The 14,998-nt window shown below is 50.8% G+C and carries 11 protein-coding genes; 4 read left to right on the top strand and 7 right to left on the bottom strand.

Annotated elements, in window-relative coordinates; all coding sequences use genetic code 11:
* Window positions 1-136: 136 nt before the first annotated feature.
* The gene (locus AGA_RS08350) at window positions 137-1,105 is read left to right on the top strand and encodes a helix-turn-helix domain-containing protein (protein WP_083503592.1); all 969 of its coding nucleotides are present in this window, start codon (window positions 137-139) and stop codon (window positions 1,103-1,105) included.
* A 3-nt stretch (window positions 1,106-1,108) separates the two neighbouring features.
* Here AGA_RS08350 and AGA_RS08345 read toward each other — a convergent pair whose 3' ends face one another.
* Both AGA_RS08345 and AGA_RS08340 read right to left on the bottom strand, forming a co-directional pair.
* Window positions 1,109-1,561 (bottom strand): Dabb family protein, encoded by a 453-nt coding sequence (locus AGA_RS08345; protein ID WP_373319906.1) that lies wholly within the window; start codon window positions 1,559-1,561, stop codon window positions 1,109-1,111.
* A 125-nt stretch (window positions 1,562-1,686) separates the two neighbouring features.
* Window positions 1,687-2,733 carry an aldo/keto reductase gene (locus AGA_RS08340; protein WP_059023837.1) on the bottom strand — a complete coding sequence of 349 codons (1,047 nt, stop codon included), beginning with the start codon at window positions 2,731-2,733 and terminating at the stop codon, window positions 1,687-1,689.
* A gap of 215 nt (window positions 2,734-2,948) precedes the next feature.
* Here AGA_RS08340 and AGA_RS08335 point away from each other — a divergent pair, with 215 nt between their 5' ends.
* From AGA_RS08335 to fumC, 3 genes are all read left to right on the top strand, one after another.
* Window positions 2,949-4,415 (top strand): mannitol dehydrogenase family protein, encoded by a 1,467-nt coding sequence (locus tag AGA_RS08335; protein WP_059023836.1) that lies wholly within the window; start codon window positions 2,949-2,951, stop codon window positions 4,413-4,415.
* Window positions 4,416-4,715: 300 nt separating this feature from the next.
* Window positions 4,716-6,869 carry a catalase gene (locus AGA_RS08330; RefSeq protein WP_083503591.1) on the top strand — a complete coding sequence of 718 codons (2,154 nt, stop codon included), beginning with the start codon at window positions 4,716-4,718 and terminating at the stop codon, window positions 6,867-6,869.
* The gene (gene fumC / locus AGA_RS08325; protein ID WP_373319907.1) at window positions 6,869-8,335 is read left to right on the top strand and encodes a class II fumarate hydratase; all 1,467 of its coding nucleotides are present in this window, start codon (window positions 6,869-6,871) and stop codon (window positions 8,333-8,335) included. Before AGA_RS08330 ends, fumC begins: the two co-directional genes overlap by 1 nt.
* A 169-nt stretch (window positions 8,336-8,504) precedes the next feature.
* On the opposite strand, the gene AGA_RS08320 is transcribed toward fumC, so the two are convergent.
* The 5 genes from AGA_RS08320 to AGA_RS08300 all read right to left on the bottom strand — a co-directional run bounded on the left by AGA_RS08320 (window position 8,505) and on the right by AGA_RS08300 (window position 14,890).
* On the bottom strand, window positions 8,505-9,821 hold the full coding sequence (locus tag AGA_RS08320; RefSeq protein WP_059023834.1) for an MFS transporter: 1,317 nt from the start codon (window positions 9,819-9,821) through the stop codon (window positions 8,505-8,507).
* Window positions 9,822-10,376: 555 nt separating this feature from the next.
* On the bottom strand, window positions 10,377-11,756 hold the full coding sequence (locus tag AGA_RS08315) for a tetratricopeptide repeat protein (protein WP_231945752.1): 1,380 nt from the start codon (window positions 11,754-11,756) through the stop codon (window positions 10,377-10,379).
* Window positions 11,757-11,859: 103 nt separating this feature from the next.
* Complete coding sequence (gene trpS / locus AGA_RS08310) at window positions 11,860-12,855, bottom strand: tryptophan--tRNA ligase (protein WP_059023832.1); 996 nt, start codon at window positions 12,853-12,855, stop codon at window positions 11,860-11,862.
* A 250-nt stretch (window positions 12,856-13,105) separates the two neighbouring features.
* Entirely contained in the window at window positions 13,106-13,606 is a 501-nt protein-coding gene (locus AGA_RS08305) for an FKBP-type peptidyl-prolyl cis-trans isomerase (RefSeq protein WP_059023831.1), read from the bottom strand.
* 42 nt (window positions 13,607-13,648) lie between these two features.
* Window positions 13,649-14,890: an argininosuccinate synthase gene (locus AGA_RS08300; protein ID WP_059023830.1), complete on the bottom strand. Its 1,242-nt coding sequence runs from the start codon at window positions 14,888-14,890 to the stop codon at window positions 13,649-13,651.
* Window positions 14,891-14,998 lie beyond the last annotated feature (108 nt).

Below are 14,998 nucleotides of genomic sequence, written 5' to 3'. Positions count from 1 at the left end.
GATCTTATTCTTTCAGGGAAAGATAAAATTTTCTTTAAATCCTGTCATAATGTGCATAAAATGCCCAGCGAACTCAAACTCCACATCTTTGACGCAAGCAAAGAGGGTCATTACGGGTTAACTGGTGGAACACTGCATGAATGGCAACCTGAGCAGAGTAAAGGTCGCAGAACAAAACATTCTGCCGGATACCAGTAACTCCAAAACTCCGGCAACCAGCGATATCCGTATCCAGCAGTCATGGGAACGCTGTGCTTCAGCCTATAATCTGGACCCTTCGCAGGGTTGGATGGCTGACGTTCTCTCTGGTGCAGAATTCCGGCAGGCTAGCGGTCGGTCGGCCTTGTTGCTCAAATCTGCTATGGGGGAGATGCGCCGTCTATTTGACCTAGTGCAAGGCATGGGTCTTATGGTGCTTCTGGCGGACCCAGATGCAACCATTCTTGCACGCTGCGCGGATGAAACCCACCTGTCGGTCTGCCGCCGCCTCCATTTGCGCAAAGGCGCCATCTGGCATGAATCGGCCGCCGGAACCAATGGTGTTGGCACATGCGTCAAAGAAAAATGTCCCATTTTTCTGGGGCAGGGCGAACACTGGCGCTTTTGCTTTTCGCTACTTGCCAGTTATGCCGCTCCCGTTTTTGACGCACAGGGCCGCGTAGCAGGAGCGCTGAATCTGGCGGCCTTTAGTGGCAACACGACCAAACCCTATGCAGCGCTGGTCATGGAAACGCTGTTACAATCTGGCCGGCGTATTGAAGAACAGCTCTTCCGTGCTCATTATGCGGGCAACAAAATTCTGACTCTCGGTCCAGCAGAAGGGTGCTCTGCGCCTCTGGTTGCTCTCAATGCAGGAGGAGAAGTCATAGGGGCAACCCATGCCACCCGTGCAATGATGGGGTGGACGGACGACATGATTAAAGACCATCCTAATCTGCTGACAGAATTGGAATCAGATACGGAAATCAGTCTACAAAAGGCTGAGGAAAGTGTAGTGCGTTCGGCTCTAGCGGCAAGCCACGGGAATGTGGCAGCCACAGCCCGTGGTCTGGGCATTAGCCGCGCCACACTCTACCGTAAAATGAAGGCCCTGAATATTCAGTGAATATCAGGGGGCGCTTCCGGCCTTAACTGGAAAGTCGAATACAACGGCCCGCTCAAGGTAAGGGCCTGCAAAAGCCTTGAAAGCATCATGTGCGGGGTCATAGTAACGCTTGTCAGTTACAAGCGGCCGACCGACATAAAAATTCCGATCCCCTTCAGAACGAAACGTAACCAAGTACCCTTGTTCCAATCCAAGGTCTGCATTTTCCCCGCTAATCTGTGGCCCCGTCTCAATAGAGGCAACCACAGAATGACCGTCTGGGCGATGAGACAGCTTTGCCAACGCGACAAAGCGTTTTGTAACCTCATCCCGTTCAGCCTGAGTGGTCTGGGGCTTAAACTGGAACATTACCACATGCCGGATGGTTCCGGGGTGAAAGTCAGGAGCCGTAAAACGGGCCATTCCTACGTTATGAACTTCATCCCGCACCATTTGTGCCGCGGTATCCAAAGGCATAACCTGCGCGGGTTCAGTTTTTGCATAGGCATGGGAAGAATATACAGCCGCCCAAAACCCAATACTTAAAAGGATAGATCTGTTTTTCATAACGAATAAAATCTCACCAAGTGCGTGTGTTACATTCAGGGGGCAGGATTAGAGTGGACTTGGTGAATGGCGTTTATTTTCTCTTCCAATTCAGGTGTGATGGCCAGATTTATGGATGCAAGAAGCGTTTCAAGCTGCGCGATGCTCGTTGCCCCAATAATATTTGATGTTACAAATGGCCGGCTTGTTACAAAGGCAACTGCCATTTGAATGGGGTCTATTCCTTCCTGCCGTGCAAGCGCATGGTAAGCGCTTATGGCCTCATCCACACCGGGTTTTTCATAACGCTGACCACGGTTGAAAAGGGTTGTCCGTGCTCCAGACGGCCGAGCACCATTAAGATATTTTCCAGTTAAATATCCCTGCGCAAGTGGGGAATAGGCCAGCAGTCCCACACGTTCCTGCAGGGCCATCTCAGCCAGTCCAATTTCGAATGTTCGGTTGATCAGATTATAGGCATTCTGGATGGAGGCAACGCGTGGCAGTCCACTTCTGGAAGCCGCCAAAAAGCTGGCAACGCCCCATGCTGTCTCATTGGAAAGGCCAACGTGACGGATTTTCCCTTCAGCAACAAGGTCTCCCAGCACGGCCAACGTTTCTTCCACAGGTACGGAATCATCCGCCGGCAGTTCTTTGAAAGTGGTGCCGCCCTCTCCAAACAGATTAATCTGACGGTCTGGCCAATGAAGCTGATACAGATCGATGTAATCTGTCTTCAGCCGGCGGAGAGAGCCTTCAAGAGCATAACGGATCTGGCGTGGCGTTAGCCGTGCAGGTTCACCGCCCGGGCGAAACCAAGGGGATGATGAACGTCCGACAACCTTGCTGGCAATCACAAGTTTGTCCCGGCCGCCTTTTGCCTTCAGCCAGTTGCCGATAATGGTCTCGGTAGCACCATAAGTCTCAGCACGCGGCGGAATGGCATACAGTTCTGCCGTATCAATAAAATTGATACCGCGCTCCAGTGCCAGATCAAGCTGGGCATGACCTTCCGCCTGAGTATTCTGCTGGCCAAATGTCATTGTGCCCAGGCAGAGTTCACTAACCATAATGCCTGTACGGCCAAGTTCGCGTTTGTTCATATTCGTTGCCTGCTGAGAATGGGTAAAATCAATAAAGCCATCATGAAAGAAAAATTATTTTTGAACAAGTGCGCAAGAATGTATGAAATTTAAAAAAAGATAGAATAATAAGTAAGAAATAAAATGAAAATATACCTCTCCATGACCCCGGTTGAAATTCTCAACATATCCAATTAATCTTGGGTCGAAATTTACCAATTATTTTGGAGGAACACATGCTTACCCTTGGCAACATCCGCAATGTGGCGCCTTCTGTACATTTGCCCGAATACAACCCTACCGATATTAAAACTGGTATTGTGCATTTTGGCGTTGGTAATTTTTTTCGCGCTCATGAGGCTCTGTATATTGAGAAAATCCTCAAAGCCGAGCCAACATGGGGCATTGTTGGGGTGGGCCTGACATCCGGCGACCACTCACGCAAAAAAGCTGCCATGTTTAAAGCGCAGGATTGCCTGTATTCCCTGACTGAATGTGCACCAACAGGTGAGCGGTCAGTGCGTATTATAGCCGCATTGCGTGATTACCTGCTGGCACCAGAAGACCCGGAAAATGTTTTAGCTTATCTCAGTAACCCCGACATCCATATTGTATCCATGACCATAACTGAGGGCGGTTACAATATTAATGAGGCTACTGGTCAGTTCGATCTCAATGCACCAGCCGTGCAGAATGATCTGAAAAACCCTGAAAAACCAGAAACGGTTTTTGGCTATGTTGTGGAAGGGCTGCGCCGCCGTCGTGCTGCGGGGGTTAAGGCCTTTACCATCATGTCATGCGATAATTTGCGGCATAATGGCGATGTCGCCCGGAAGGCTTTTCTGGGTTTTGCTCAGGCACGCGACCCGGAACTGGCAAAATGGATTGAACAGAACGCCACATTCCCCAATGCAATGGTTGACCGCATTACACCCACTGTAACAACCGAGATTGCACAACAACTCAACGCGGCTAGCGGACTGGAAGATGAGCTGCCTGTTGTTGCGGAAGATTTTCATCAATGGGTGCTGGAAGACAACTTTGCAGATGGCCGGCCAGATCTAGCAAGGGCAGGGGTGCAGTTTGTCTCTGACGTTACGGATTACGAGCATGTTAAAATCCGTATGCTCAACGCATCTCATATCATGCTGAGTTTCCCAGCTATTCTTCTCGGGTACGAACATGTGGATCAGGCGGTCAAAGATCCTGCACTCAAAAACAACGTAGAAAACTTTTTAACCCGAGATGTTATTCCAACACTCAAAGCGCCGCCCGGCGTCAACCTGCAACAGTATATGCAGAGCGTTCTTAGCCGTTTTTCCAACCCGGCAATGGCTGACCAGACCTTGCGTATTGCAGGGGACGGCTGTGCCAAAATTCAGGTATTCTGGACAGAAACAGTGAGGAACCTGCTGCTGGAGAAAAAAGACTGCTCCCGTATTGCCTTTGGCATGGCCGCGTATCTGGAAATGCTCCGAGGGGTTAATGCACTTGGTCAGACTTACACAACGTCTGAACCAGCTTATACGCAAGCACAGGAAGCCCTCATTCATTCGGATGACTATGCAGCGGGGCTACAATTGCCCGCATTTGATGCGTGGAGAGACTTAGACAGCAGCGCGCTGAACCTTAAAGTTATCGAACTGCGCAAAATTATACGCAACCAGGGCGTCAAAGCAGCTTTGGCGACATTACCCGCATAAAAATATATTATCTGCATAGACGAGAAATATTTTATGCAGAAATGTAAATAGCAACTGGCATTTCAAACGGAGAAGGAGGCACCATTAGTGCTTTCCTTCTCTTTGTTTTTCTATACCGGCCACAAATAGAGCCGAAGATTATCACACTTCACCACATTCCCGTTACCACATGGAACTCCGCTCCCAACCCTTCGTTTGGAGCCATTGAGTTTCGATGTTCGTGACAACGGGGCCAACAAGCCTTGATCCGCACAGAGCGTCGATAAAACGCGCCCCTCTTGCTGATGAAAGCGACGCCCTATGACAGACGAAAAATCTTTGTCTCCCAGCACACAGAACAGCCTCCACGACCATCCACCCGGTTCTGGCGATACCCAGCCGGAGAACACAATCGGCCACGGTGGAGAGCTACATCAGATTGTTGGCAAAGATGGCAATCATGCAGATGGTGCTGCCCATCTGACAGATAATTTTGGGCATAGAATTGCGGATAACGAAAATTCACTCAAAGCAGGCCAGCGCGGCCCCACATTGCTTGAGGACTTTATTCTCCGCGAAAAAATCTTCCATTTCGATCATGAGCGCATTCCCGAACGTATTGTTCATGCCCGTGGTTCCGGCGCGCATGGTGTGTTTGAATGCACAAAAGCCATACCCGAACTGACCAAAGCGTCCATTTTCCAGAAAGTCGGAAACAGTTGCCCGGTTTTTGCCCGCTTTTCTACCGTAACAGGTGGAGCAGGCTCGGTGGATACACCACGGGATGTGCGTGGATTTGCAGTAAAATTCTATACGGACACCGGAAACTGGGATCTGGTAGGCAACAATATTCCAGTCTTTTTCATTCAGGACGCCATTAAGTTCCCGGATCTGGTGCATAGCGTTAAGATGGAAGCTGACCGCGGTTACCCGCAGGCGGCCTCAGCGCATGACACATTCTGGGACTTTGTCAGCCTTATGCCCGAAAGCCTGCACACAGTCATGTGGGCCATGTCTGACCGTGGCATCCCGCGCTCTTTGCGCATGATGGAAGGGTTTGGCGTTCACACCTTCCGTCTGGTGAATGCTGCGGGCGAAGCGCATTTTGTAAAATTCCACTGGAAACCCGTACAGGGCATTCAGTCTCTGGTCTGGGATGAAGCCGTTAAAGTTTCGGGGGCCGATAGCGATTACCATAGACGGGACCTGTTTGAGTCTATTGATCATGGTGACTTCCCAGCATGGGAGCTTGGTGTTCAGGTCTTTGATGAAGCTTGGGCCAAAAAGCAGCCTTACGATGTTCTGGATGCCACCAAACTGATCCCTGAAGAGGAAATCCCAGTACAGATTATCGGCCGTATGACCCTCAACCGTAACGTTGATAATTTTTTTGCCGAAACAGAGCAGGTTGCCTTTCTGCCAACCAACATTATTCCCGGCATAGATTTCTCGAACGATCCTTTACTGCAAGGCAGGCTTTTTTCGTATCTTGATACCCAAAAGTCCCGGTTGGGCACGACCAACTTCCACCAGATCCCTGTTAACGCCCCCAAATGTCCGTTCAACAACTTCCAGCGTGACGGGATGATGCAAACGCTCGTGCCCCGTGGGCGCGCCAATTACGAACCCAACAGTCTGGCTGAAGCGGGTGAAGAGGGTGGCCCTCGTGAGTGCTCGGAAACCGGTTTCACGACTTTCCCTGCCAATAATGAGCGCAATGCTCCAGAGGAAAAACTACGTATTCGCCCGGATAGCTTTGCCGACCATTATAGCCAGCCGCGCCTTTTTTACCGATCTCAAACAGATAATGAACAAGCACACATTGCCTCGGCTTTTGTGTTTGAACTCTCCAAGGTGCAGTTGCCTCATGTGCGGAAAAGAGTTCTGAGCCAGCTCCGCAATGTGGACGAAACTCTCGCCAAACGCATAGCGGACGGCCTAGCCATAACGCTGCCGGAAAAAGCCAAGGCTGCCAAAGAACCCGTTGACCTAGGGCACTCCGACAAGCTGTCCATACAGAAACAGGCAAAGGGCGATATGGCAGGCAGAACCATAGGGATTCTGTTTGCTCAAGGCTCTGACCTGACCGGTATCGAACAGCTCAAAAACGTTATTACCAAAGCGGGCGGCACGCCTTATCTGGTTGCTCCTAAAGTCGGCGGCATACCGGTTGCACACGGCGTGCTCAAGGCCGATGGACAATTGGCTGGGTCACCTTCCGTCCTGTTTGACGCAGTGGCTACCGTACTAACGCCAGATGCTGCAGAACAGCTGACGCATGAGAGCGCGGCCGTCCAATGGTTGATGGATGCCTATGCGCATTGCAAAACCATAGCACATTGCAAGGGCAGTCAGGCCTTACTGGACAAGGCAGGCGTCAAGAAAGACAAAGGCGTTATCATGCTGGACGAGCTCGCCAAAGCTGGAATAGCGCGCCATTGGCAGCGTGAGCCTACAGTGAGGGAACTGGCCTGATGCCACAGAACTCTCAGAATATGGCAGCCCCATATAGTTTGCGTGATGTGCCTATTGGCATAGATGCAACAGGCATGAGGCACGAAAGTGACTCAATGGGCACGATCAGCGTGCCCGCCAACCATTACTGGGGGGCACAAACGCAACGGAGTCTGGTGCATTTTTCCATCGGACGAGACCGTATGCCCATTGAACTTTGCCGCGCCTACGGGATTGTTAAAAAAGCGGCGGCACAGGTCAATCTGGCAGACAACCGCCTACCAAACTGGAAAGCTGCAGCCATTATTCAGGCTGCGGATGAAGTGGTCAAAGGTCAGTTGGATAGCGAATTTCCGCTCTTTGTCTGGCAAACGGGCTCGGGCACGCAAACCAATATGAATGTGAACGAGGTTATTGCAAACCGGGCTATCCAGTTGCTTGGTGGGAAAATCGGCTCCAAAATACCCGTTCACCCCAATGACGACGTCAATATGGGGCAGTCCAGTAACGACTCTTTTCCCACGGTCATGCATGTCGTTACCTTGCTGGAAATTGAAAATACGCTCATCCCGCAAGTCGAAGCGCTCATTAACTGCATCCAGACAAAAGCAGCAATGTGGCGCAACGTGGTCAAAATGGGCAGAACCCATTTACAGGATGCGGTTCCCCTCACTGTGGGGCAAGAGTGGTCAGGCTGGGCGCAACAGCTTGAGAATGCACTGGATGCGCTACGAGCAGCCCGACCCGGCCTGACTGAATTGGCAGCGGGCGGCACCGCCGTTGGCACTGGCCTGAATGCGCCAGAAGGCTTTGGTAAAGCCATTGCAGAGCATATTGCAGTCCTGACCAACAAGCCTTTTATAACTGCCCCCAATAAGTTTGCTGCTCTTGGTGGGCTGGACGCCATGGTACGGGCATCTGCTGGGCTGCGTGGACTTGCTGTAGCGCTGATGAAAGTTGCCAACGACATGCGGTGGCTTGGGTCTGGTCCACGTTGTGGGCTGGCTGAGTTGCATCTACCGGAAAATGAACCCGGTTCATCCATTATGCCTGGCAAGGTTAATCCGACCCAGTGCGAAGCCCTGATTATGATTGCAACGCAGGTTCTGGGTAATGATGCAACCGTCGCCTTTGCCGGTGCTCAGGGAAATTTTGAACTGAACGTCATGCGTCCCGTCATTGCGGCCAATGTTTTACATGCAATCCGCATTTTGGCCGATGGCTGTCGAAATTTCCGAGAATTCTCAGTCGAAGGGACCACGCTAAACGAAGAAAAGATTAAACACTACGTTGAGGTCTCAGTGATGCTGGTAACCGCACTTAGCCCTGTCATAGGGTATGACAAAGCATCTGCCATTGCGCACCGTGCCATGGAGCGGAACGAGACCTTAAAAGAGGCAGCCTTGGCCTCAGGCGTGAGTGCAGAAGTTTTTGACCAGAATGTTGATCCGCACAATATGGTGGGGCATGGCCTTGCAGGCGCTTGAAGCAGGAAGGACTGCTTTCTAAATCTCGCTAGCTTGATGCAAATCATTGCTGCGTGATGGATGGCAGGAGCAACTTACGTCTGTTGCAACACAATGCTTCTTGGCGGAAGTGGAAAAGGGAGGCTCAAGAGCCTCCCTTTTTTATGGTCTGAGACACTGTAATGCGTCATCAGGCAGTCTGTTGGGCACCATGGAAATCGGCGTCTTGAGGGCGCTTTTTCTTTTTTTCCAGCATTTCGGTGTGACGACGCGCTTCTGGGGAAATCCGCAGACACAGTGTCAGAATACCGGCCACGAGATACAGTCCAGAAAAGCTCCAGATTACGCCTTCTAGCCCCATACCAAACCACGCTTCGCAAACACTCACAACCGCGGGGCCAACCCAGGTACTGGCACCAGCACCCAGACCCAGAATAGAAAGGGCCGCAGCTTTTTCCTTAGGGCAGATCAATGGCATCAGGCCGGACATGGGCACAAATGCCGCGACCGTTCCCCCGTAAACAAAGCCAGCGATAGCCGCCAGAGTGAAGTTGCCCGGATACCACAGAGGCACATAGTAGAAGAGTGGGATGGTCACACAGCAGCCAACACACCCGCCAATGGCGATAACAAAACGATGGCCAAGTTTATCTGCCAGCATACCAGCCGCAAGATTGAACAGAATATTGCCCAGGAAGATAAGGGACAGCAGGTCCAGCCACTGCGACTGTGAGAAATGCAGCTGATCAACAAAGAACGCTGGCATAATAGCTAGAAATGCGTACTCGGATGACGTGTTGATGGTCCTGACAATACCAGAAACCAGTGTTTTGGGTTCACGCCACATGATGCTGACTGAACCAAAGAACACCTGTTTTTTATCTGCATCGGCAGAAACAAGCGGTTTGGAACCAATTGGTTCACGCACAAACAACAGGGCGATCAGACCACCAATAATAACCAGCCCCAGAGAACACCAGAATGTTGCCAACTCGCCAATGTAAGGAATGGTGTACCGCGCAAACTGAGAACCAAGCGTAGGCAGACCGGCGGAAAAAGAGAACCAGAACCAACCAGCAGCAGAGCCGAGCATCCGCGCCGGAGTAGCAGCGGCTATCCACACCAGAAAACCATAGGCAAACAGCGGGTAGGCGAACCCACGCAGCGTGTAGAAGAGCAGGGTCATGGACAGGTTGTCCGGACCAAGCCCCAAAGAGAGAAACCCGACTTCCAGCAACGCCCAGAGTAGAAGACCAGCCCACATGGTACGCCGTGGCCCGTACAGATCAGACAGTGGGCCGGCCAGCCACGCCGAAAGCATGACAGTCACACCATAGGTTGTGAACATGAGGTTCACATCACCTTGACTATGACCATGGTGGAGCATGTAGGTGTCTAGGTAACCGGCTTCGACACCATCACCGACCATGAACAGGAGCAAACCAATAAAACCGAAAAAGAGCGGTTTAGGTATGCCCAAAAGGGCGGCAAGACCACGCTGCTGCATGGACGACTGAGGGCTTGTCTCTGGCAAGACGCTCTCTCCTTATGTAATTTTTGCAGCCTGCCTGAATAAGTTGAACCCTAAGGAGAAAGGGAAGCAGGCATGCGTGATGCAGGCCCGGAGTAAACATCACGGGCAGTTAAGATACGAGCACGAAAACAGGATCGCGCATCACGAAAAAGGAAGCACAAAAAAAGTGCATTGGTAATATTATATACTCATAAACGTATTTCGGTTCAAGATTTTTTTTATAAATACATATTCAAATATAAACTTTTGTATTCAATAATGCGAAATTGTTCTTATATTTAATTATTATATTCAAGTGTTATTTATGTATATTTACAAATTGCAACCGCATATGAATTTTAAAATTACTTGATGATATTTTTGTTATTTTTACCGATCAGAACCTTTGGGGTTTCTTTTTTTCATTCCTAGGCTGAAAAAAATGAAATTAATCCCCACGAAAAAGAGGGTTTTTGTGGATTATATTATCGCAATACAATCCAAATTTTTTCTACAATACGTTGTTATGAAAACAGAATATATTGAGTACTAAGCAGATGGACGCTTCGACTGTTCAAGTTTGAGTAAATCAGAGGCCAACTGTTTGATAGGAGATGCCCAGTCCAAAGGCTGGGGCTGCTGATAAATGCGTAAGTTCTCATACCACGGTGAATCCACACGGCCAGATAGCCAGCGCCAGCACTGGTCAAATCGCGATAACATCCACACAGGTATACCAAGGCCACCTGCTAGATGGACAACCGCAGTATCAACCGCAATCACCATATCCAAATTACTGACCAAAGCTGCTGTATCATCAAAATTATGCAGCAAATGAGTATGGTTAACCAGCTTCATCCCCTTGGGGGGCATTTTGGCCTGAATACCTTTTTCTCCAACCTGCAAGCTATAGAATAAAACATTCGGAATGTCGGCCAACGGCGCCAAGGTTTGCAAATCCATGGACCTACGTTGATCTACAAATTCCACGGACCTTACTTCACGGTGCGGAGAACCAGCCCAGACCAGCCCAATACGCAGCGTTGGATTACAAGCGGTAAAATACAGATCCTTTTCCAACCGCTGCTGCCAAATTGCAACCTGCGCCGGATCGGATTTGAGGTAGCCATTGCTAAAAGGAATTGTGTTCAGGGTTGTCCCTAAAAAATACGGCAAACTCCCCACGGCGCATTCAAGGTCATGAGGAGGGGCATCATCATCCACGCTAATAAATAGCTGCTGGGGAAACGAGCGCTGCAAAAGCGCCAATAATTCTTTGCGGACTTTTACAATCACTCGACCGCCACGCTCTGCGGCAAGGGGTATAAAGCGCGCAAACTGCAGCATGTCGCCAAACCCACCTTCCGTATGAATCAGAAGGGTCCTACCTACAAAGGGTTCACCATTCCATAGAGCCCCTTGGAGGTTATGCTTGCCGATTATCTTGGTATTCCATCGCCACTCATACGCTTTAAAGCCCTCAGTATATTGGCCTTGGGCAAGGAGGGAGAGCGCATAGTTTGTGCGATTTGACCCATTGTCGGGCTCAAGCTGGATGGCCGTTTTATGAAAATTCTGGGCCAGAGCATGATGCCCCTGCGCATCCAGAAGCACACCTAGGTTACTGAGTGCAAGAGGGTGCTGCGGCTGCAACGTAAGGCATTGTTTATAAGCGGTTATTGCGCTTTGGTAATCTTGGAGTTCAAACAGAACATTACCAAAATTGGACCACGCATCGGCCAGATCGGGTTTGATTTGTACCGCGCGCATCAACAGTTGGCGCGCGGCTTGAAAGTCACCCAATGAGCAGAGGAGGCCGCCATAGTTACTCAGCGTGCAGGCATCATTCGGGTTACGCTTCAATTCAGCCTGATATGCAACAACAGCATCCTGCAAGCGGTTTGCTCGTTGCAATGCCACCGCATCCATACCGTTAGTTCCTGAGTTATCCGACAGGCCTGAAGAGGAGGGTAACGACATAATGATACAACCCGATCTCAGGTAAAAAAGAACACCTACACAGGAGCTAGGTTTACTTGACGAAACCAACCAATTTTTCGGCTTCTGCCACAATCGGTTCGGCAATAGCCTGCGCGCGCTCTGCTCCATTACGCAGCATTTGCACAAGGTAGGCTTCATCCTGCAAAAGCTGACTCGTTTTGAGCGCGATGGGGGCAATTTCATTCACCACCACTTCGGTAAGAGCCGCTTTGAAGGGACCAAAACCTTGGCCCTGATGCAGGTCAAGAACCTGTTGCACACTCATACCGGACAACGCCGCATAGATTGAAACAAGGTTCCGCGCTTCCGGACGATCAGCAAGACCCGAAGGGTCGGAGGGTAGAACGTCTGCATCAGTTTTGGCGCGTCGGATTTTTTGCGCAATAGTATCAGCGTCATCTGTCAGTTCGATACGGCTCTGGGCCGATGGATCTGACTTGGACATTTTTTTTGTACCATCCCGCAGGCTCATCACCCGTGCGGCTTCCGGTGGGATCAGAGCTTCAACCTGCGGAAAAAACGACACCCCATAGTCATGGTTAAACTTCTGGGCAATATCGTTGGTCAACTCCAGATGCTGCTTCTGGTCTTCCCCCACAGGCACGCGTGTTGCCTTATATGCAAGGATGTCTGCCGCCATAAGGTTAGGATAGACATAAAGACCCGCGGAATGGTTTTCCCTATCCTTCCCGGCCTTGTCCTTGAACTGCGTCATACGGTTGAGCCAACCAAGACGGGATACGCAGTTAAAAATCCAAGCCAGACGGGCATGTGCCGACACAGCAGACTGGTTGAACAGAATATGCTTTTCTGCATCAATCCCTGACGCCAGCAGAATAGCTGCCTGTGTTAACGTATGATCTCGCAGTTTTGCCGGGTCCTGCCAGACCGTAATGGCATGCATATCCACCAGACAAAACACACACTCATGGTCTGCCTGCAGATTGACCCAGTTACGGATCGCGCCAAGGTAATTACCAAGCTGAGGAACACCAGAAGGCTGGATGCCTGAAAAAATACGTTGCATTCGGGTCTATCGCTATTGTCTGGAAGGAGAAGGAAAACGTAATGCTGGCGGGTCAATACACCCAGCAAGAAGACGCGCATTTTCCAGTCGGCCAGCACCACATTGCCAACTGTTTAAAGCTTTCCGCCATAACAAAGACTGTATAGGCAGATGCTCACATATGCCCGCCATGCCTCTTCAGGCGTGATACCTTTTCCATTGCAGAAAGGGCATCACGCACGGGAGCATCGGCAAAGAATGTCCGCCTGAATTACGGTGTGTTGTGCGTATGCTCAACACCCAGCAACTGAATTCGGAAGACCAACGGGCTGTCAGACGGAATGACACCCATGGACTTATGCCCATAGCCCAGTTCAGGCGGCACATACAGCATCCATGTATCGCCCACATGCATTAAGGGCAGAGCCTCCATCCAGCCCGAAATCAGGCCGTCCAGCGGCATCTGCATGTACGCCCCATTCCCATGCTGGTCAGAACCATCAAAAATGGAACCATCCGGCAGGCGACCTTCATAAATGAGCATCATGACATCGCCCTTACGGGGCTGCTCGCCATCCTTGGGGCCGGATTCCAGAACTTTATATGCCAGACCGTCCTTGAGCACAGTCACACCCGGTTCCGACCGTAACTTGGCCATCTGCTGCGCTGGGGTCAGCTCAACATCTTCCGCCTTATGCCCTCCACAGGCTGTAAGGGAAAAGGCCAGACTGGCCGCAAGCATACATGGAACAAAAGAAAAACGACGGGACATGGTGTTTATGTGCTCCCTGACAAAGTTCAGAAAAGACGTCGCTTAAAGAGCGCCACCTTTACGGCCAATCTGCGCACCCAGTCGCAGGCGCAGAGCATTCAGCTTGATAAAGCCCTGTGCATCTTCCTGATTGTAGGCACCTTCATCATCTTCAAAGGTCACAACACGGGTATCGTACAGGCTGTTCGGGCTTTCACGTCCTACGCAAATAACATTGCCTTTATACAGCTTCAGGCGCACGCGCCCGGTTACAGAATGCTGGGAGGCATCAATTAGAGCCTGCAACATCCGACGTTCGGGCGAGAACCACAGACCATTATAAAGGATGGCAGCATAACGCGGCATCAGGCTATCTTTAAGATGCATGGCTTCGCGGTCCAGCGTTATGGACTCAATGCTACGATGCGCGGTCAACAGGATTGTGCCGCCGGGCGTTTCGTAAACACCACGGGACTTCATGCCCACAAAACGGTTTTCCACCAGGTCCAGACGACCAATGCCGTTTGCCTTACCCAGTTCATTCAGCCGCGTCAGCAATGTAGCCGGAGACATTGCTTCACCATTAATGGCAACGGGGTCACCGCTAACAAAGTCGATGGTGATTTCCGTTGCACGGTCCGGTGCGGCTTCTGGTGCAATTGTCCGCTGGAAAACCATCTCTTCGGGTGCGATGGCAGGGTCTTCCAGCATCTTCCCTTCAGATGAAGAGTGCAGCAGATTGGCATCGACAGAGAAGGGGGCTTCACCACGCTTGTCTTTAGCAATCGGAATCTGGTTTTCCTCGGCAAAAGACAGCAGGCGGGTACGGGAGGTCAGGTCCCATTCGCGCCACGGTGCAATCACCGTAATGTCGGGCTTGAGGGCATAGTAAGCCAGCTCAAAACGCACCTGATCATTGCCTTTACCGGTCGCACCATGCGCCACGGCATCGGCGCCAACAGCCTCAGCAATCTCAATCTGACGCTGGGCAATCAGCGGGCGGGCAATGGACGTGCCCAGCAGGTACTGACCTTCATAGAGCGTATTGGCGCGGAACATCGGGAATACAAAATCCTTCACGAATGTTTCGCGAAGGTCTTCCACAAAAATTTCCTTAACCCCGAACATCTCTGCTTTTTTACGAGCAGGTTCCAGTTCCTCACCCTGCCCAAGGTCGGCCGTAAAAGTCACGACTTCGCAGCCATAGGTTTTTTGCAGCCACCTCAGGATAACGGACGTATCCAGCCCCCCCGAGTAAGCCAGAACAACCTTTTTAACGTCTTTTTTGGCGGAAGTCGCGCCCATGCACCTAATCTCCTGATCACTCTATGAACAACAGGTTTGTCTTCCTCCTATCACTGAGAAAGCCTTGGAGCCAGAGGCCATTCCCAGTGAAGCGAGTTCGAACGTGAA

This window comes from Acetobacter ghanensis, from assembly GCF_001499675.1.
GTDB lineage: Bacteria > Pseudomonadota > Alphaproteobacteria > Acetobacterales > Acetobacteraceae > Acetobacter > Acetobacter ghanensis.
Note: the sequence above shows the minus strand (reverse complement) of the source record. Positions and strands in the feature narration are given on the sequence as shown.